Source organism: Streptomyces sp. NPDC031474, assembly GCF_055581185.1.
The window spans coordinates 508,763-527,744 of sequence record NZ_JBVIJX010000003.1; the positions used below are offsets into that span (position 1 = coordinate 508,763).

Genomic DNA, 18,982 nt, shown 5'->3' on the forward strand with positions numbered 1-18,982 from the left:
GCGTGCGGCTCTTGAACGTGCTGGGTGATGGCTCAGCTCTTGACGGCGCCGGTGAGCACGCCCTTGGTGAAGTACTTCTGCAGGAAGGGGTAGACGAGCAGGATCGGCACGGTGGCGATCACCAGCACGGCCATCTGGATGGTCTGCGGCGCGTTCACCGTGGCCTCCCCGGTGGTGGTGTCGGTGAGGCCGGAGCCGGCCACGACATAGGTGCGCAGCACCTGCTGCAGCGGCCAGTGGTCGCTCTCGAGGTAGAGCGAGGCGTAGAACCAGGAGTTCCAGTACGCCACCGCGTAGAACAGTCCGACCACGGCGAGCGCGGCCTTCGACAGCGGCAGCACGACGGACCACAGCACACGCCAGTCGCCGGCGCCGTCAAGGCGGGCCGCCTCGTACAGCTCCTCGGGGATGCCCTGGAAGAAGCCGCGCAGGACGACCAGGTTGAAGACGTTGACCAGTACCGGGAGGATCAGCGAGCCGTAACTGCCGAGCAGATCCAGCTCCTTGACCAGCAGGAAGCCCGGGATCATGCCCGGCGGGAAGAGGAAGGTGAACAGGATCAGCAGCAGCACCGGCCGGCCGCCGAACACATGGGGGCGGGACAGCGCGTAGGCGAGGGTGACCGTGCAGACGAGGCTCAGCGCGGTGCCGGCGAGGGTGACTCCGGCGCTGACGGCGAGGGCGTGGGTGACGATGCCGCCGTCGAGGATGTCCCGGTACGCCTGCAGGGTGGGGTGTTCGGGCCACAGCACCCAGCCGCCGTTGGCCACGACCTCGCGCGGGGCGGCCAGCGAGGTCGACAGGATGACGAGGAAGGGCACGCAGACCAGCAGGACGACCGTGGTGAGGGCGACGGCCTTCGCCGCCTGGGTGACGGGCCGCGGCTTCTCCATCCAGCCGGGCCGGACATGGGCGCTCACTTGTAGACCCCCTGTTCGCCGAGGCGCTGGGCGACCTTGTTGGCCGCGTACACGAGCAGCGCGCCGACCACGCCCTTGAACAGGCCCGCGGCGGCGGCGAATCCGTAGTCGCCGCCGACGATGCCCCGGTAGTAGACGAAGGTGTCGATGACCTCGGCGGTCTGCGGACCGACGGCGTCGCGCTGGAGGAGCATCTGTTCGAAGCCGACGGAGAGGATGTCGCCCAGCCGCATGATGAGCAGCAGCACGATCACGGGCCGGATGGCGGGCAGGGTGATGTGCCAGAACCGCCGCCACGGTCCGGCGCCGTCGATCGCGGCGGCCTCGTAACTCTGCTCGTCGACCTGGGAGAGCGCGGCGAGGAAGATGATCGTGCCCCAGCCGGCGTCCTTCCAGATCACCTGGGCCACGACGAGCGGCCGGAAGGCGTCGGGGTTGCCGATGATGTCGACGGTGTGCAGACCGGCGTCGCCGAGATAGCCGTTCACCATGCCCGTGTCGCCCAGGACCTGCTGGAACAGGGCGACGACGATCACCCACGAGATGAAGTGCGGCAGATACGCCACCGACTGCACGAAGCGGCGGACGGTGCTCCAGGTGAGGCTGTGCAGGAGCAGCGCGAGGGCGAGCGGGACGGGGAAGTAGAAGACGAGCTGGAGGACGGCGATCCAGAGGGTGTTGAGGACGGCGTCCCAGAACTCGGCGTCCTCGAACATCCGCCGGAAGTTGCCGAGACCGACCCAGGGGCTGCCCCAGAGCCCGTCGAACGGCACGTACTCCTTGAACGCGATGACGTTCCCGGCGAGCGCGCCGTAGTGGAACACGAGGAAGTAGGCGAGCCCCGGCAGCATGAGCAGAAACAGGGTCCGGCTGCGGTGCTTCTGAAAACGTTTTCGCTCCCTTCGACGCCGCAGCGGACGACGGGACGCGCCACTCTCTTCCGTCTTGCTGGGGTCCTCGCGCAGCAGCGTCGCCACGGAGTCTCCTCCCCTCGATGGTCGAGTGAGGTGACGTTAAAACGTTTTCAGAGACCCGGTCAACACTTCTGACACAACTGCGGGTTGAGCCCTCGACGCCGTCACCCTGCCTAGGGGTGGCCGCCGCAGCCGCAACCCGTCGAGGTGGCGCCCTCCTGCGGCGGCGGGGTCTGCGCGGCCGCCCGCTGCACCGCGGCGAGCAGCCGTTCGCGCTCCTGCGGCGGGATCCAGCGGCCGTCGACCATCACCCCGTGGATCCGCTTCGTGTTGCGGATGTCGCGCAGCGGGTCGGCGTCGAGGACCACGAGGTCGGCGCTCATCCCCCGGGTCACGGTGCCGACCTGCGGCAGGCCCAGGGTGCGGGCCGCCTGGCCGGTGGCCGCGTGCAGCGCCTGCGCGGGGGTGAGTCCCGCCCGTACGAGGAGCGCGAGTTCGTCGTGCAGGGCGAATCCGGGGACGAGATAGCCGGTGCCGGTGTCCGTGCCTGCGGCCAACGGCGCACCCGCTTCGTGGAGTTCGGCGACGATGCGCAGTCGGTGCGTGAAGATCCGGCGGATCCGGCGGGCCTGTTCGGGGGTGCGTCCGCCGGTGAGGGCCGCGAGTTGGTCGGGCCAGGTCTCCACCTGCCAGGCGGGGAGGTACTTCCACTCCTCGGCGCCGGCCGGCACTTCGTCGGGCAGTTCCAGGGTGCGGTGCACGCTGAGGGTGGGCACGACCGTGGTCCGGTTGACGGCGAGCCGCCTGAACAGCGCATCCGCCCGGTCCCGGTCGTAGCCGAGGACCGCCCGCCACTCCAGCGGATGCACCTGGTCGAACCAACGGTGGTACCGGGACAGGCTGCTGGGGTCCGTGCCGTCGACGCGTACCTCGGCGAGGGCCCGCCGGATCTCCCGCTCGTGGCGGGAGGTCGCCAGCAGCAGTGCGTGCAGGTGCTCGATGCTGCGCTGCCCGGCGTCGCTGGCCTCCGCGATCCGTACGACGTCGGGGCAGTGCCCGAGGAAGGGAACGCCCTGGCGCCGGGCCTCGTCCGCGACGGCGAGGTACGCCTCCCGGGTCAGCCGCGAGTAGACCTTCACGAAGTCGGCGCCCTCGCGCACGACCTGCCGCACCGCGCGCCGGGCCGCGGCCCCGTCCGGCACCTCGATTTCGCCGCCCACGTCCTGGGCCCACAGGGACGGCGAGCCGTCGAGGACAGGGCTGCCGATGACCCAGCGGGGGCCCAGAAGGGCGCCGCCGCGGATCTTCTCCCGCCATGCGTGGTGCTCGGCCCTGCCCCACATCTCGCGCACGGTGGTCACGCCCGCGAGTGCGTACAGCGCGGGGACGACCGTCTCGGGGCCGTCGCTGTGGGTGTGCGACTCGACGAGTCCCGGGATCAGGTACTTGCCGGTCAGGTCCACCGTCCGAACGCCCGGCCGGGGCCGGCTGCGGGCGCTCGGCGCGACCGAGGCGATCCGGCCGGCCTCGACCACGACGGTCATGTCGGGGGCCGGCGCCGCCCCCGTTCCGTCGACCACGGTGGCGTGCGTGAAGGCCACCGCGTCCGGCGAGCGGCGCGCCCCGGCGTCCCGCCCCGCCTCGGCCGCCCGCGCCGGCGCCCCGCCCGTCAGCGCCGTACCCGTCACGGCGACGGCCCCGGCGACGAACCCCCGGCGTCCGATCCTCTGCACCTCGGTCATGTCCACTCCCCTCCGACGGCCTTTCGGCCCTCACCGTCCTGTTCGGCGACAGCGACCACGGTGTCGGGAAACGGGCGGCAGGTCAGTGGGCCCAGGACGTGGAACGGGGGTGGTGCTGAATGCACCTGCCGGCGGCGGGCACGGACAAGCGGCAGGGTGAGGTCAGTGTCCGGGCGAGGACGGACGGTCCGGGCATGAGGCCTGCTTGCAGACGGCTGAACTCGCGGCATGGCACCCTGATATGACGGTTGTTCAGGTGCCGACGACTCAAGGAGTGCGTGGTGCTCACCCGGAGTTCGGCGATGGTGTGCGCGGTCGGTGTGCTGGTCCTGGTCGGCTGCTCCACCAAGGGTGGCGAGAGTTCGGCGGCGCCGACGGACACCGGGCACTCAACGGTGAGCGGCGCCTCCGCCCCGCCGCCGTCGGCCTCTCCCAGTTCCCCGCCCTCGCCCTCGCTCTCGCTCTCCCCCTCGCCCTCCCCTTCCGCCTCTTCTTCGGCGCCGGCGTCCACGAGTCCGTCGCCGGTGCCCGTCACCGGCCCGGATCAGAAGCTGGTGACCATGACCGTCAGCGGCGGCTTCGCCGGGGTGAACCGGGAGGTCGTGCTGCGGGGCGACGGCACCGTACGGACCAACGACGGAGGCGAGTCCGCGGTGCGCCGCACCACAACGGCCCAGTTCACGAGCCTGCGCACCCTGCTCGGTGATCCGGAGCTCGCCGACGTCCCCTCGTTCACCAGGAACACGGGGGCGGCCGACATGTTCCAGTACACGCTTCGGTTCGGCGGCCGCACGGTCATGACGGACCGCTCCGCCGAGGAGCCCGCGCTCGACCGTCTCATCGACGCCCTGGAGAAGTGGCTGCCGGCGAACTGACCTCCGTGTTGGTCACGGATGCGTCCCCGACTCTTGACGACCGTCGTATGACTGCGTAGACATGACAGCGCAGACATGACTGCGCAGTCATGCAGTCGGCGTCTGTCATCATCGGTATGAACATCCGGCCGTACGGGAGACACCATGACGCGAGGGACAGGGCGGGGCGGGAGTTCCGCCGCGCCGCGCAGCGTGGACGTGGCCCGCCTGGCCGGCGTCTCCCAGAAGACGGTCTCGCGGGTTTTCAACGACGAGCAGTACGTCTCCGCCGACGTGCGCCGACGCGTCCTGGAAGCCGCGGAAACACTCGGCTACCGGCGCAACAACGCCGCTCGGGCCCTCGCCTCGGGGCGCACCCGCTCCATCGGCGTGGTGACGCTGGGCACGGCCCTGTACGGCCCCGCCACCCTGCTCATGGGCGTCGAGCGGGCCGTCCGGGACACCGGATACGCACTGCGAGTGGTCAACACCATGGAGGGCGACCCCGCGGGCATCGCGGGAGCCGTGGACTCGCTCCTCGACCAGGGTGTGGACGGCATCGTCATCTCCGAGCCGATCGACGAGCAGACGGACGACGGTGAGGTCGTCCTCCGCGTCGACGTGCCCGTCCTCGTCCTCGGCGCGCCGTCCCCCGTCGAGGCGCCCATGGTGCTGACCGCGGGCGACGGAGCCGACCAGATGGCCCGCGCCGCCACCGAACACCTGCTGGCACTCGGCCATATGACGGTCCATCACCTCGCCGGACCGCTGCGCTGGTATGCCGCCCGGGACCGGCTGGAAGGCTGGCGGAGGACGCTGACCGCCCATGGCCGGGACGTCCCGCAGGTCGTCGAGGGCGACTGGTCGGCCGCGTCCGGTTACGCGGCGGGACGCGCACTGGCCGCGGACGGCGACGTCACCGCGGTGTTCGCCGCCAACGACGACATGGCGATCGGTCTGATCCGCGCGCTGACGGAGGCCGGACGGCGGGTGCCGGAGGACGTCAGCGTGGTCGGTTTCGACGACATTCCGGTCGCGGCCTATGTGTCTCCTCCGCTGACCACGGTGCCTCAGCCCTTCGACGCCGTGGCGCAGGAGGGACTCAAGCGTCTGCTGCACGCCATCGAGAACCCGGACGCCGAGCCCTTGCCGGCGAGCGACCCACCGGTCGACCTCGTCGTCCGCACCTCGACCGCGCCTCCTGCGCACCGGACGACCCCGGCGCGCGGACGGCGTCCCGCCTCCCGGTCGCGCAGAGGCACGTCCAGCGAGCCGCTACCGAACGGAGGACCCTCCACCCGGCACTGAAGAACACGGATCGGCCCGACCGAGGCCGGCCGAACGCACCCAGCAACCAGTACCCAGCACCCATGGCCGCGCGCGTGATCCGAAGGCGAGCCGCCGTACCCCTCGCGCCCGCGTCCTCCCCGAGCACCGCGTCGCCCGCACCACATCGGGCCGCACCGAGCCGCCGCCCCTGAACACAGCGGGCCCCGAGCGAGGTCCTTCGCACCTTCGCTCCCCCTCTTCTCCCTCTCCTCCCTCTTCTCTCAGTACGTCTCTCAGCCTTTCTCTCAGCACGTCTCCCAGTACTTCTCTCAGTACTTCTCTCCTGTCTTCCCTCCCTGCTTCACCACGCCCCCGCACGCCCTCGCCCGGCGTGCCGTGACATTCGCCTCCGGCGGGAGTTCACCATGCCCAGAATCACGTCCTCACCCCTGTCCGGCAGCTCCGCGATGAGCCGTCGGCTGTTCCTCACCACGACCGGCGCCCTGTCGCTCGGCGCGGCCCTGACCGCCTGCGGCGGCGGCGACTCGGGCGGCTCCTCCGCCGCCGGCAAGCCGGTCAGCCAGGCCGACATCGACAAGGCGATGAAGACGCCGACCGAGCTGACGTTCTGGACCTGGGTCCCGAACATCGACAAGGAGGTCGCGCTCTTCGAGGCGAAGTACCCGGCCGTCAAGGTCAAGGTCGTCAACGCCGGCCAGGGCACCCCGCAGTACACCAAGCTGCGTACGGCGCTGAAGGCCGGCAGCGGGGCCCCCGACATGGTGCAGATCGAGTACCAGGCCATCCCGACCTTCACGATCACGGGCAGCCTGCTGGACCTGCGGCCCTACGGCGCCTCCGCGCTCAAGTCCACGTTCGTCGACTGGACTTGGGGTCAGGTCAGCGGAACGAACGGCGAGGTCTGGGCGATCCCCCAGGACACCGGCCCGATGGGCATGCTGTACCGGCAGGACATCTTCGACGCGCACGGCATCCAGGTGCCCAAGACCTGGGACGAGTTCGCCGAGGCGGCCCGTAAGTTGCACAAGGCCGACCCGGACGTCTACCTCACCAACCTCGCGGCCAACCAGGTGGCCGCCTGGCACGGCCTGTTGTGGCAGGCGGGCGCGAAGCCGTACGTCACGTCGGGCAAGAGCGACATCACGATCAGCGTGGACGACGCCGCCTCCAAGAAGCTCGGCGCGTACTGGGGCGGGCTCGCGAAGGAAGGGGTCATCGGCGTCGAGCCGGACTTCACCGACTCCTGGTACGCGGCCCTCAACAAGGGCAAGTACGCCACCTGGATCACCGCCGCCTGGGGACCCGTGTTCCTGTCCGGTTCCGCCAAGGCCACCGCGGGCAAGTGGCGGGCGGCCCCGCTGCCGCAGTGGGACACCGCCAAGCCCAGCTCGGGCAACTGGGGCGGCTCCACCACCGCGGTCATCCGCTCGACCAAGAACCCGATCGCGGCGGCGATGTTCGCGCAGTTCCTCAACAGCGACCCGGCCAGCGCGAAGATGTTCGCCACCGAGCAGTTCTTCTTCCCGGCGACCAAGGCGCTCCTCACGGACGCCCAGTTCACCGGCGACGCGCCCGCCTTCTACGGCGGCCAGAAGGTCAACCAAGTCTTCGCCGACATCTCCTCCACGGTCAACTCCTCCTTCCAGTGGCCCCCGTTCCTCGACCAGGCGGCGACCGACTGGACCGAGACCGTCGGCAAGTCCCTCGCCGACAAGTCCGACACCGTCGCCGCGCTCGGCGCCTGGCAGTCACGGCTCACCACGTACGCCAAGGGCCAGGGCTTCACGGTCAAGGGGAGTTGAGATGAGCCGTCGCCGGGCGGCAGGACCGCTGTTCGTCGCACCCTTCATGGTGCTGTTCCTCCTGCTCTTCCTCGCCCCGCTCGCCTACGCCGCCTACCTCAGCCTCTTCCAGGAGCGTCTGATCGGCGGAACGGTCTTCGTCGGCCTCGACAACTACGTCCAGGCCCTCAAGGACCCCCAACTCCTGCACGGCGTGGGCCGCGTGGCCCTGTTCTTCCTCATCCAGGTGCCGGTGATGCTGCTGCTGGCGCTGCTGTTCGCGCTCGCGCTCGACAGCGGGCTGCTGCGGCTCGCCCGGGTGATCCGGCTGGGCATCTTCGTGCCGTACGCCGTGCCGAGCGTGGTCGCCGCGCTCATGTGGGGCTATCTGTACGGGCCCGACTTCGGCCCGTTCGCCCAGCTCGGCCGGAAACTGGACCTCCCGGTCCCCGACTTCCTCGGTGACAGCTGGATGCTCGCCAGCCTGGCGAACATCGTGACCTGGGAGTTCGTCGGCTACAACATGATCATCCTGTATGCCGCGCTGCGCACCATCCCCGGCGAGCTGTACGAGGCGGCCGCGGTGGACGGCGCCGGCGCCTGGCGCATCGCCTGGTCGATCAAGCTGCCGGCGTTGCGCCCGGCGCTCCTGCTCACCCTGCTGTTCTCCGTCATCGGCAGCTTCCAGCTCTTCAACGAGCCGAACCTGCTGATGAAGATCGCGCCGGACGTCATCAGCAGTTCCTACACCGCCAACCTCTACGCCTACACGCTCGCCTTCACCGGCCAGCAGGTCAACTACGCGGCCACGGTGTCCTTCCTTCTCGGCCTCGTCATCGTGGTCGCCTCCTACGCCGTCCTGCTCACCGCGAACCGCCGGAGGACCCCGTGACGACGACAACCCCGGCGGCACCGGTGGCGCCGACGGCGGCGGTGCCGGCGGACAGCGCTGCCTCGAAAAGGCGCGCGGGCCGCCGCAGCACCCCCCTGACCATCGCCATGCTGGCCGCCCTGGCCTACTTCCTCCTCCCTCTGTGCTGGCTGCTGATCGCCTCCACCAAGAGCACCCAGGACCTGTTCAACAGCTTCGGCCTGTGGTTCTCGCACGCCCCGCAACTGCTGACGAACATCAGGCAGACCCTCACCCAGGACGACGGCGTCTTCGTGCACTGGCTGCTCAACACGGTGATGTACGCGGGGGTCAGCGCGCTCGGGGCCGCGCTGCTCGCGGCCGCCGGCGGGTACGGGTTCGCCAAGTTCCGCTTCCGCGGCGACCGGGGCGCCTTCAACCTGGTCCTGGGCGCCGTCATGGTGCCGACCACCGCCCTGGCCATCCCGACCTACCTGCTGTTCGCGAAGGCGGGACTGGTCAACACCCCCTGGGCCATCATCCTGCCCTCCCTCGTCAACCCGTTCGGCCTCTACCTGATGCGTATCTACGCCCAGGACGCCGTCCCCGACAGCCTGCTGGAGGCCGCCCGCATCGACGGCGCCGGAGAGGCCCGGATCTTCTTCCGGATCGCGCTGCGGCTGCTGGGCCCCGGCCTGGTGACGGTGCTGCTGTTCACGCTGGTGGCGACCTGGAACAACTACTTCCTGCCGCTGATCATGCTGAACGACCCGGACCTGTACCCCGTCACCGTCGGTCTCTCCTCCTGGGCCGCGCAGGCGCAGAACGGCGGAGCCGGCTCCAGCAGCGACATGCTCGCGCTGGTCGTGACCGGCTCCATGCTGTCGATCATCCCGCTCGTCGTGGCGTTCCTGCTGCTCCAGCGGTACTGGCAGAGCGGCCTGGCCGCCGGCGGCGTCAAGCAGTAACCCCCCCTCACGTCACTTCTCCTCCGGAGGTCCCCTTCATGGCGGAACTGCCCGCCCGCGTCCTGTTCGGTGCCGCTTACTACCACGAATACCAGCCCTATGAACGGCCGGACGAACGCCTCAAGACCGACCTCGACCTGATGGCCGACGCGCATGTCACCGTCATCCGGGTCGGTGAGTCCGTCTGGTCGACCTGGGAGCCCGAGAACGACGTCTTCGACCTCGACTGGCTCCAGCCGGTCCTCGACGGCGCCCACGAGCGGGGCATCTCCGTCGTCCTGGGGACCCCGACGTACGCCGTCCCGCCGTGGCTGGCCCGCCAGTACCCCGAGATCACCGGTGAGCGGCGCACCGGTGAGCGGATCGGCTGGGGCGCCCGGCAGGAGGTCGACTTCACCCACCCGGCGTTCCGCTTCCACGCCGAGCGGGTCATCCGGAAGATCGTCGCCCGGTACGCCGACCACCCCGCGGTGATCGGCTTCCAGGTGGACAACGAGCCGGGCAACGAACTCCTGCACAACCACGGCGTCTTCCAGCGCTTCGTGGACCATCTGCGCGAGACGTACGGCGACGTCGAGACCCTCAACCGCGAGTGGGGGCTCGTGTACTGGTCCCACCGCCTGTCCAGCTGGTCGGACCTGTGGACCCCGGACGGCAACGCACAGCCGCAGTACGACGTCGCCTGGCGCGCCTTCCAGGCCCGTCAGGTCACGGAGTTCATCGGCTGGCAGGCCGACATCGTCCGCGAGTACGCCCGGCCCGAGCAGTTCGTCACCACCTGCATCTCCTACACCCGCCCCGCGGTGGAGGACGACGAGCTGACCGACCCGCTCGACATCGCCTCCGGCAACCCGTACTACGGCATGCAGGACGCGCTGCAACTGCCCGACCCCACGCCCGACGGCCATGAGCAGATCTGGCAGACCACCGGCACCTGGGCGCTGTACCAGACCGCCGACTGGATGTTCTCCTCCCGCCAGGAGCCGTTCCTGGTCACCGAGACCAACGCCGGGTCCATCGGCTTCCCCTGGGACAACCGGCCGGCCTACGACGGCCAGTGGCGGCAGGCCGCCTGGGCGCTGGTCGCGCGTGGCGCCCGCATGATCGAGTACTGGCACTGGCACACGCTGCACTTCGGCGCGGAGACCTACTGGGGCGGCATCCTCCCGCACACCGGCCGCCCGGGCCGGACGTACGCCGAACTCGCCCGGCTGGGCGCGGAGTTCGAGGCCGCGGGCCCGCTCGTCGCCGGGCTCGAACCGGACGCCGACATCACGATGGTCTACTCGACGCCCAGCAAGTGGCTCATGCAGAAGTACCCGCCGCTCGCCAAGCCGGACGGCTCGCCCGACCCCGCCGCCTACCACCGCATCTTCGACCCCTTCTACCGGGGCGCCTTCGACGCGGGCCGTCAGGTCCGCATCGTGCACGCCCGCCAGTTGCACGACCCGAACGGCGAGCGCGAGGGGCTGACGCCCGAGGAGGCCGTCCGCCGTCATCCCGTGCTCGTCGTGCCGGCGCTGTACCTGGCCGCCGACTCGCTGCTCGACTGGCTGGCCGCCTACGCCCAGGCAGGCGGCCATCTGGTCCTCGGCCCGCGCACCGGCTACGCGGACGAGGAGGCCCGGGCCCGGGCCGAGGCCGCGCCGGGACGCCTCACGGAGGCGGCGGGCGTGGCGTACGACGAGTTCAGCAACCTCGTGCGGGAGGTCCCCGTACGACCCGCGCCGGGCAGCCCGCTGCACGTCCCCGAGGGCGCGACGGCGACGCGCTGGGCCGACGGCCTCACCGTCACCGACGCCGACGTACTCGTCGGCTACGACCACCCCCACTTCGGCCGCTGGCCCGCGGTCACCACCCGCGGCCATGGCGAGGGCCGTGTCACCTACGTGGGGACCGTGCCCGGCCGTGACCTCGCCCGGGGCCTGGCCGAGTGGCTGACCCCGGCGGCACGCCACGCCTGGGGTTCGCTCCCGGTCTCGGTCACGGCGACGACCGGCGCCTCGCCCGACGGACGCCGCGTGCACATCGTCCACAACTGGAGCTTCGAACCCGTGAGCGTCCCCGTGCCCGTGGACCTCTTCGACGCCCTGACCGGCGCCCGCGTCCCGGCGGGTGCGGCGCTGGACCTCGGCCCGTGGGACGTACGCGTCCTCCACTCCTGACCCACCCCCAAGGAGGGGCTGTGCAAAGAAGAAGACTCGCCCGAACGCTGGGCGGCCTCACCGCCGCGTCGGCGCTGCTGGTGATCCCGATGGCCACGGCGCAGGCGTACGACCCGACGGGCGGAATCCTGTACCAGCTGGGCGGCGAACCGTGTCTGAAGGGGCGCGGCAACTGCGCGATCTACCCGAAGTCGGCGGAGCTGGCCAGCGGACGGCTGGTCGCGTCGTTCGAGAAGTCCACCGTCGTGCCGGCGACGGGCAGCGCGGACCAGCAGACCCTCCCGGTCTACAAGAGCGACGACCACGGAACGACGTGGCAGCCGCTGTCGGAGGTCAAAGCTCCGGCGTATCTGTCCAGCGATCCCCGGTACGCGAAGTACACGAGCAACTGGACCAACCCGTACCTCTATGTGCTGCCGCAGGACGTCGGGAACCGGAGGCAGGGCACGTTGCTGCTGGCGAGCGTCGTGTCGGGCGACGACTACTACTACAAGGAGCACAAGGCGGCCGACCCGAACTGGACGCCGTCCAACGACGGGGACCGCAAGGACCTGGCGATCGCCCTGTACTCCAGCACCGACGACGGTGCGTCGTGGAAGGTCGTCAACGTCGTCGCGACGGGCGGCTGGCAGGGCGGCAGCGCGGGCGCGGTCGGGCAGAACATCGCGGGTGCGAACACGAACAAGCAGGTGGACCCCGTCTGGGAGCCGTACCTGATGGTCTACAAGGGCCGGCTCGTCTGCTACTACTCCGACGAGAACGACTACACCGGCTTCGACGCGGCCACCGGCGTCGCGACCCTGGACCCCGCCAACGACACCGCCGCGGACTCCCACGGCCAGATCCTCGCCCACCGGACCTGGGACGGCCGCAGTGCCGCGTGGAGCGCCCCCGTCGTCGACGTCGCCGGGCTGACCCAGGACATGGGCGGCGGCAAGACGGAGATCGGCGGCGGCCGGCCCGGCATGGCGAACGTCGTCCGCACGACGGACGGCAAATGGCTTCTGACCTTCGAGTACTGGGGCGGCGGGGTCAACACCAAGTACGTCCTCGCCGACGACCCGCTGAAGTTCTACACCGGCTCCGCGACGGGCACCGGCGTCACCGCCCTGCCGCTCGACACCGGTTCCCGCGCCCTCGCGACGGGCGGCAGCCCGGTCCTCATCAGGCTGCCCGGCGGGCGCCTGGTCTACAACGCGGCCGGCAGCGGCAACGTGTGGGTCAACGACAGCGGGCGCAGCAACGGCGCCTGGAAGGAGTACCAGACGACCTCGGCGGCCGGTTACAGCCGCGACCTGCAGTACGTCCACGGCACCGGCCGCATCGCGATCCTCAACAACCAGGGCACCTCCACGATCGCGTACGCCGAGGTCGATCTGGGTCACTCGGACGGCGCCTACTACCAGCTGGTCAACCGCAGGACCGACCAGGTGATCGGCACCGGGAACAAGACCAACGACGCCAACATCGGCAACGCGGACGTGCCCGACGTCCGGCTGGAGGCGCCGGGGTCGGCGGCGAACGCGGACACCCAGTACTGGCATGTGGTGACCGAGCCGAACGGCGGGGTGAGCCTGCTGAACAAGTCGGGCGGCCGGGCCGCGGCCATCTGGACGGGCAACGCGACGGCCGGCCAGAAGATCGGACAGTGGGTCGACAACAGCGCCACCGGCAGCTGGAACCTCGTGAAGACCAGCGACGGGTTCTACAGACTCCAGTCCGTCAAGAACACGAGCCTGTATCTGACCGGTGCGTCCGCAGGCGCGCAGCTCACCTTGCAGAGCGCGCTCACGGACGGTTCCCAGGACTGGGAGCTCGTGGAGTAGATCACCGCTGGGCGGCCGTGTGCAGGGCGTCCAGTACGTCCGCGTCCGTGAGCTGCTGGAAGTCCTCGTACCACAGGCCCACGGCCATGAAGTGGGCCGGCTGGTACAGGCAGATCACGTCGTCGGCCTCGGCGCGCAGGAGGAGCACCGCCTCCGGCGCGCCGACCGGCACCGCCAGCACGACCCGCCGCGGCGCGCGCCGCCATACGGACCGCAGCGCGGCACGGGCCGTGACGCCGGTCGCCAGCCCGTCGTCCACCACGATCACGGTACGTTCCCGCAGGTCGGGGGCGGGGCGGCCCTCTCGGTACAGCTCCTCGCGGCGACGCAGCTCGGTGCGTTCCCGCTCCACCACCGGGGCGAGCCGGCTCCTGCTGAGGCCCAGCCTGCCGAGGACGTCGTCGTCGAAGAGCGCCTCGTCGTCGCCGGTGATCGCGCCGACGCCGAGTTCCTCCTGGAAGGGGGCGCCGATCTTCCGTACGACGAGCACGTCCAGCGGGGCGTGGAGCACCCGGGCGACCTCGGCGGCCACGGTGACGCCGCCGCGTGGCAGGGCGAGCACGAGGGGGTCGGGCAGGGCGCCCTGCTCCTGCCGGGTCCGCAGCTCGTCGGCGAGTTTCCGTCCGGCCTGTCGTCGATCACGGAACTGCATGGCGACTGCCGCTCCTTCCGGTCAGTCCTCCCCCGTCCCGGGCGCTCCGCGCGTCGGCGGCGGTGCGGGCTTCAGGCAGTCCTCGCACCACTGCCTCGCCGCCTCGGCGACCTGCTCCAGCGCGCCGGGCTCCTCGAACAGGTGAGTGGCGCCCGGCACCACCTGGATGAAGTGCGGGACATGCAGCCGCCGGGCCGCCTCCTGGTTCAGCCGCAGCACCTCCGGGTCCCGGCCGCCCACGAGGAGCAGGACCGGCGCCCGTACGCGTTCCAGGGCCGCGCCCGCGAGGTCGGGCCGTCCGCCGCGTGACACCACGGTCAGGACCCGCTCCGGCCGCTCGGCGGCGGCCACCAGCGCCGCTGCCGCGCCCGTGCTGGCGCCGAACAGCACGAGGGGCAGCGTCCCGGTGTCGTGCTGGGCCGTCAGCCAGTCGAGGACGGCGACGACGCGGTGTCCCAGCAGCGCGATGTCGAAGCGGTACACCCCCGTCGCCGCGTCCTCGGCGTCCTCGCGTTCGGTGAGCAGATCGACCAGCAGGGTGCCCAGAGCGGCGGTGCGCAGTTCGGCGGCGACCATGCGGTTGCGGGGGCTGTGCCGGGAGCTGCCGCTGCCGTGGGCGAACAGCACCACGGCCCGGGCCTGCGTCGGCAGGACGAGGTCACCCGTCAGCGCGGCGCGGTCGACGGGCACCCGGACCAGTTGGGTGATCATCGCTCGTCGTCTTCCTTCCCCGGCGCGCCGGGGCCCTCGCGGGGCCTCGCCGGCCCGTCCGGACTCCTTCCGGGTATCCAGACTGCGGCCACCCAACCGGGGTACTCGGGGCGTCGAAGCACTCTTGCGGGGAGATGACCAGGATGCTGTTCGTCGGGCTGCTCCTGCTCGCGGCCACCGGTGCCTTCACCTGCCTGGTGATCGCCGACAACCTGTCCGGCGGCCCCGAGTACAGCGTGTCGGTGCTCGATCACCACATCGCGACCATGAACACGCTTGCCGCCTTCAGCTCCGGTCTGGCACTGGCACTCCTGTTCAGCCTGGGCCTGGCCGTGGCGACGAGCGGGGCGGCCCTGCGCCGGCGCCGCCACCGCAGGCCGCGGGTGGGCGGCACGGGCCGCACGACGGTGTCGGGCGAGCCGGCCGATCCGGCCGATCCGGACGCCCCGGCCGACGCATCGGGCCGGGAGAGGTGACGGCGGGCATGGTCGGCGACGGGGACGACGAGATTCAGGCGCGGCGGCAGGGCGAGAGCGGCCACCGCACGGTGCCGCACACCGCCGACATCCGCGTCGACGCATGGGGCACGAGCCGCGAGCGCTGTCTGGTGGAGGCGGCGCTGGGGATGGTGGAGTGCTTCGCCGACGTCACGGCGGTGCGGCCCACGGCCGTGGAGCGGGTCCAGTTCGCCGAGGCCGCCGACGACGATCTGCTGGTGGCGCTGCTGGACGAGGTCGTCTACCGGCTGGAGGTGCACGGTCAGGTGCCCGTCGATCTGGAGGCGGTGGCCATGGACGACGGCCTCGATGTGCGGCTGGCGGTCGCGGCGCTGTCGGAGGTGGAGATCGTCGGCTCGGTGCCGAAGGCCGTCGCGTGGCACGAGCTGCACATCGGGCCGGGCCCGTACGGCTGGTCGTGCGCGGTGACGGTCGACGTGTGACGGCCCGGAGGTCCGGGCGGGGCGAGGCGTCGGCCGGTGGGCCGCGGGGCGTTCAGCCCTTGACCACCCCCAGCGGCACCAGCCGGGCGTCCGTGCGGCACAGTCCGGCTCTCTCGCTCGCCGCCACCACCTCGCCCACGTCCTTGTACGCCTCCGGAGTCTCCTCGGACAGCCCGCGCAGCGACCGGGGGCGCACCGAAAACCCCAGGTCAGCGGCCTGGGGTTGGTTTTGGTCCGGTCACTCGGCGGCCCGTCGCTCCCTGAACCGGGCGGCAGCCGCGGCGAGATCCACGATCGGGGCGGGGTACTCCAGGCCCGCACGGGCGGCTGCGTCGAGGTGGGGGACGCGGTGGACCGCCGTGGCGTCGAGGTGGCGGAGCTCAGGGAGCCAGCGGCGTACGTACTCCCCGCGGGGGTCGTACCTGCGTGCCTGGACGAGTGGGTTGAGGAGCCGGTTCGGGCGGGTGTCCGTGCCGGTCCCGGCGACCCATTGCCAGTTGAGCTGGTTGTTCGCCACATCGCCGTCGACAAGAAGGTCCAGGAAGTGGCGGGCTCCCACCCGCCAGTCCACGTACAACGTCTTGGTGAGAAAGCTCGCCGCGAGCAGGCGGGCCCGACCCGGCATCCAGCCCTCGTGGCGGAGCTGTCGCAGGGCGGCGTCGACAACGGGGTAGCCCGTGCGGCCGTCCCGCCAGGCTTCGAAGTCCTTCGTGGCACGGCGCCAGCGGTCGTGCCGGGGGCGGTAGTCGTGGTCGGCCGCGTCGGGGCGGGCGGCCAGGACCTGGTGATGGAAGTCCCGCCAGGCGAGCTGACGGACGAAGGCATGCGCACCGGGACCGCCCTGGGCGCGGGCCCGGTGCAGCAGTTCGGTGGGTGAGAGGCAGCCGAAGTGCAGGTAGGGGGAGAGCCGGGAGGTCGCGTCGGCGGCCAGGTCGTCGTGCCGGTCGTCGTATGCGGACAGCGGGCCCGCCAGCCATGACCGCAGCCTGCGGCGGGCCTCGGATTCCCCGCCCGCGGGCAGGCCCGGCGACGTGGAGCCCGACGCGAGGGACTCTGCACGAGGAAGGCCGGCCGAGCCCACGTCCGGTAGCCGTACGACGTCCGGTGCGGGCAGGACGCCGCGCGCGGAGAAGCTCTCCCATCGGCGGAAGTACGGGGTGAAGACGGCGAAGTGGCCCTTGCCCGCCGGTGTCAGCGCTCCTGGCGGTACGACCGTCAACGAGGCTTCGTGGACGCGTAGCTCGCGTCGGTCGCCGGCCAGCTCCGCGCGCAGCCGGTCCTCGCGCCGTGCCGCGTACCGGCTCACCCCGCCCGCGATGTGCACCACGGCCGCCCCGGTCTCCGCCGCCACCCGACAGGTCTCCTCGACCACGTCGCCGACGCGCACCACCAGGCGGCCGCCCCGAGCCCGCAGGGCCGCGTCGAGGTCGGCCAGGCTGCCGGCGAGGAACGCCGCGCGGTTGGGTCCGGCGAAGCCGGTGCGGCGGATGCCGGTGTCGACGACGAAGAGCGGGACCACACGTTCGGCGTCCTTCAGAGCGGCCTGGAGGACCGGGTTGTCGTGCACCCGCAGGTCGGCGGTGAACAGGGCGACCGAGACGCGCACAGTTCCTTGAGCCCCCTCAGTGCGTACGGGCTGGTTCCGGGGTGGCCGATTCGGCCGCGGCGGCGATGTTGCGGGCCATGCCGCCGAAGACCACGGCGTGGAAGGGCGCCACGCCCCACCAGTAGGCGTGCCCGGCCAGGCCGTGCGGATGGAACAGGGCCCGCTGCCGGTAGACCGTGCGCCCCTGCGAGTCCAGGTCGACGGCCATCTCCAGCCAGGCCAGGCCCGGCAGCCGCATCTCCGCACGCAACCGGAGCAGCCGGCCCGGCTCGATCTCCTCCACCCGCCAGAAGTCGAGGCTGTCGCCGACCCGCAGCCGGGTCGCGTCCCGGCGGCCCCGGCGCAGACCGACACCGCCCACCAGGGTGTCCAGCCAACCCCGCAGGGACCAGGCCAGCGGCGAGGAGTACCAGCCGTTCGCGCCGCCGATCGCCTCCAGCACCCGCCACAGGGCCTGCGGCGACGCCGTGACCGTGCGCTCGCGGTGATCCGTGTAGAGGCTGCCGCCCGCCCAGTCAGGGTCGGTGGGCAGCGGGTCGCTCGGGGCCCGGGGAGTCGAGGCCGAGGACCACCTGGTGGCGACGTCCGCGTCCTGCACGCGCCGCAGAGCCAGCCGGATCGCCCGGTCGAGGGTGACCGGTCCCTCCGGAGGGTCCGGGACGTAACGGACGATGTCCCGCTCGGCGCAGACGACCTCGTGCTTCAGCGACTCCACCAGCGGGCGCGCGAGGGCGCCCGGCACCGGGGTGACCAAACCGACCCAGAGGCTGGACAACCGGGGGGTGAGCAGCGGAACGGGGAGGATGACGCGTTTCGGCAGCCCGGCGACGACGGCGTACCGCCGCATCATCTCCTCGTACGTGACGACATCCGGTCCGCCGATGTCGAAGGCGCGGTTCACGTCGTACGGAAGCCTCGCGCATCCCACGAGGAAGCGCAGCACGTCGCGGACGGCGATGGGCTGGATGCGGGTGCGCACCCAGCTCGGGGTCACCATCACGGGCAGCCGCTCGGTCAGATACCGCAGCATCTCGAACGAGGCCGAACCCGACCCGATGATCACGGCTGCCCGCAGTACCGCGGTCGGCACGCCCGAGGCCAGGAGGACGCGGCCCACTTCCACGCGGGAGCGCAGGTGGGGTGAAAGCGCGTGCTCGGGTACTCCGGAAGGGCTCAGACCGCCGAGGTAGACGATGCGACGTATTCCGGCGGTACGCGCCTGCTCACCGAAGATCCCGGCCGCGCGCCGGTCGGCCTCCTCGAAGCCCCGGCCGGTGCCCAGCGCGTGCACCAGGTAGTACGCGACGTCCATGCCCTCCATGGCCGCGCGTACGGCCCCCTCGTCCGTCACGTCCGCGCGCACGGCCTCCACCTGCCCGGCCCACGGATGGTCCCGCAGCTTGCCAGGGGCGCGGGCCAGGCAGCGCACGGAATGCCCGGCGGCCAGCAACTCCGGCACCAGCCTGCCGCCGATGTAACCGGTGGCACCGGTGACCAGACAGCGCAGCGGCCGGTCGTCGTCGGTCATGCCGATCGCACGCATGACTGTCGGGTGCGCCTTGTCCCGCGACGGCTGACGGACCAGGGGGCAGGAAACGTCATGGCTCTCATGTCCTCCCGGGGCGTTCCCCTCCGATGTGCTCTGTCGCTGTTCTCCTGAGCCCATGCTTGGGCCCAAGGACGAGCACCGCAACCTCGCCGGTCCCGGCCGGAGGATGGTGCCCACAGGGCCGGCGCACGCCCTGAGTGCCAACCGTGTGGGG

16 protein-coding genes and 1 pseudogene are annotated in these 18,982 nt (G+C 71.4%); 9 read left to right on the plus strand and 8 right to left on the minus strand.

Features of this window, described 5'->3' with window-relative positions; all coding sequences use genetic code 11:
* Window positions 1–32: 32 nt before the first annotated feature.
* The 3 genes from ACZ5SK_RS07885 to ACZ5SK_RS07895 all read right to left on the minus strand — a co-directional run bounded on the left by ACZ5SK_RS07885 (window position 33) and on the right by ACZ5SK_RS07895 (window position 3,576).
* A complete protein-coding gene (locus ACZ5SK_RS07885) occupies window positions 33–920 on the minus strand; it encodes a carbohydrate ABC transporter permease (RefSeq protein ID WP_334582216.1) in 888 nt (295 codons plus the stop codon).
* Window positions 917–1,771 (minus strand): ABC transporter permease, encoded by an 855-nt coding sequence (locus tag ACZ5SK_RS07890; protein WP_334583771.1) that lies wholly within the window; start codon window positions 1,769–1,771, stop codon window positions 917–919. Before ACZ5SK_RS07890 ends, ACZ5SK_RS07885 begins: the two co-directional genes overlap by 4 nt.
* 236 nt (window positions 1,772–2,007) lie before the next feature.
* Window positions 2,008–3,576 (minus strand): amidohydrolase family protein, encoded by a 1,569-nt coding sequence (locus ACZ5SK_RS07895; RefSeq protein ID WP_457494863.1) that lies wholly within the window; start codon window positions 3,574–3,576, stop codon window positions 2,008–2,010.
* Between the two features lie 281 nt (window positions 3,577–3,857).
* On the opposite strand from ACZ5SK_RS07895, the gene ACZ5SK_RS07900 reads away from it, so the two are divergent.
* The 7 genes from ACZ5SK_RS07900 to ACZ5SK_RS07930 all read left to right on the plus strand — a co-directional run bounded on the left by ACZ5SK_RS07900 (window position 3,858) and on the right by ACZ5SK_RS07930 (window position 13,310).
* The gene (locus tag ACZ5SK_RS07900; RefSeq protein ID WP_457494862.1) at window positions 3,858–4,451 is read left to right on the plus strand and encodes a hypothetical protein; all 594 of its coding nucleotides are present in this window, start codon (window positions 3,858–3,860) and stop codon (window positions 4,449–4,451) included.
* Between the two features lie 144 nt (window positions 4,452–4,595).
* On the plus strand, window positions 4,596–5,738 hold the full coding sequence (locus ACZ5SK_RS07905) for a LacI family DNA-binding transcriptional regulator (protein WP_334582219.1): 1,143 nt from the start codon (window positions 4,596–4,598) through the stop codon (window positions 5,736–5,738).
* A 386-nt stretch (window positions 5,739–6,124) separates the two neighbouring features.
* Entirely contained in the window at window positions 6,125–7,522 is a 1,398-nt protein-coding gene (locus ACZ5SK_RS07910; protein ID WP_361702464.1) for an ABC transporter substrate-binding protein, read from the plus strand.
* Between the two features lies 1 nt (window position 7,523).
* Complete coding sequence (locus ACZ5SK_RS07915; RefSeq protein ID WP_334582221.1) at window positions 7,524–8,393, plus strand: carbohydrate ABC transporter permease; 870 nt, start codon at window positions 7,524–7,526, stop codon at window positions 8,391–8,393.
* Window positions 8,390–9,319: a carbohydrate ABC transporter permease gene (locus ACZ5SK_RS07920; RefSeq protein ID WP_468575556.1), complete on the plus strand. Its 930-nt coding sequence runs from the start codon at window positions 8,390–8,392 to the stop codon at window positions 9,317–9,319. Before ACZ5SK_RS07915 ends, ACZ5SK_RS07920 begins: the two co-directional genes overlap by 4 nt.
* A 38-nt stretch (window positions 9,320–9,357) precedes the next feature.
* The gene (locus ACZ5SK_RS07925; protein ID WP_361702462.1) at window positions 9,358–11,484 is read left to right on the plus strand and encodes a beta-galactosidase; all 2,127 of its coding nucleotides are present in this window, start codon (window positions 9,358–9,360) and stop codon (window positions 11,482–11,484) included.
* An 89-nt stretch (window positions 11,485–11,573) separates the two neighbouring features.
* Window positions 11,574–13,310, plus strand: coding sequence for an RICIN domain-containing protein (locus tag ACZ5SK_RS07930; RefSeq protein ID WP_468575581.1), 1,737 nt, complete (start codon window positions 11,574–11,576; stop codon window positions 13,308–13,310).
* 1 nt (window position 13,311) lies between these two features.
* Here the strand turns inward: ACZ5SK_RS07930 and ACZ5SK_RS07935 are convergent, their stop codons facing one another.
* A complete protein-coding gene (locus ACZ5SK_RS07935) occupies window positions 13,312–13,962 on the minus strand; it encodes a phosphoribosyltransferase (RefSeq protein ID WP_334582225.1) in 651 nt (216 codons plus the stop codon).
* A gap of 21 nt (window positions 13,963–13,983) precedes the next feature.
* Window positions 13,984–14,673 carry a dienelactone hydrolase family protein gene (locus tag ACZ5SK_RS07940; RefSeq protein WP_457494861.1) on the minus strand — a complete coding sequence of 230 codons (690 nt, stop codon included), beginning with the start codon at window positions 14,671–14,673 and terminating at the stop codon, window positions 13,984–13,986.
* Between the two features lie 134 nt (window positions 14,674–14,807).
* Between ACZ5SK_RS07940 and ACZ5SK_RS07945 the strand changes: the two genes are divergently transcribed.
* Window positions 14,808–15,149, plus strand: a complete 342-nt coding sequence (locus tag ACZ5SK_RS07945) for a hypothetical protein (protein WP_334582227.1) — start codon at window positions 14,808–14,810, stop codon at window positions 15,147–15,149.
* A gap of 8 nt (window positions 15,150–15,157) precedes the next feature.
* Complete coding sequence (locus ACZ5SK_RS07950) at window positions 15,158–15,613, plus strand: archease (RefSeq protein ID WP_319672965.1); 456 nt, start codon at window positions 15,158–15,160, stop codon at window positions 15,611–15,613.
* A gap of 52 nt (window positions 15,614–15,665) precedes the next feature.
* Here ACZ5SK_RS07950 and ACZ5SK_RS07955 read toward each other — a convergent pair.
* From ACZ5SK_RS07955 to ACZ5SK_RS07965, 3 genes and pseudogenes are all read right to left on the minus strand, one after another.
* Window positions 15,666–15,824: pseudogene (locus ACZ5SK_RS07955) on the minus strand (RtcB family protein); the annotation flags it as partial.
* A gap of 27 nt (window positions 15,825–15,851) precedes the next feature.
* Window positions 15,852–17,219, minus strand: a complete 1,368-nt coding sequence (locus ACZ5SK_RS07960) for a cryptochrome/photolyase family protein (RefSeq protein ID WP_334582230.1) — start codon at window positions 17,217–17,219, stop codon at window positions 15,852–15,854.
* Window positions 17,220–17,235: 16 nt separating this feature from the next.
* Window positions 17,236–18,762 carry an SDR family oxidoreductase gene (locus ACZ5SK_RS07965; protein ID WP_334582231.1) on the minus strand — a complete coding sequence of 509 codons (1,527 nt, stop codon included), beginning with the start codon at window positions 18,760–18,762 and terminating at the stop codon, window positions 17,236–17,238.
* Between the last annotated feature and the right edge of the window lie 220 nt (window positions 18,763–18,982).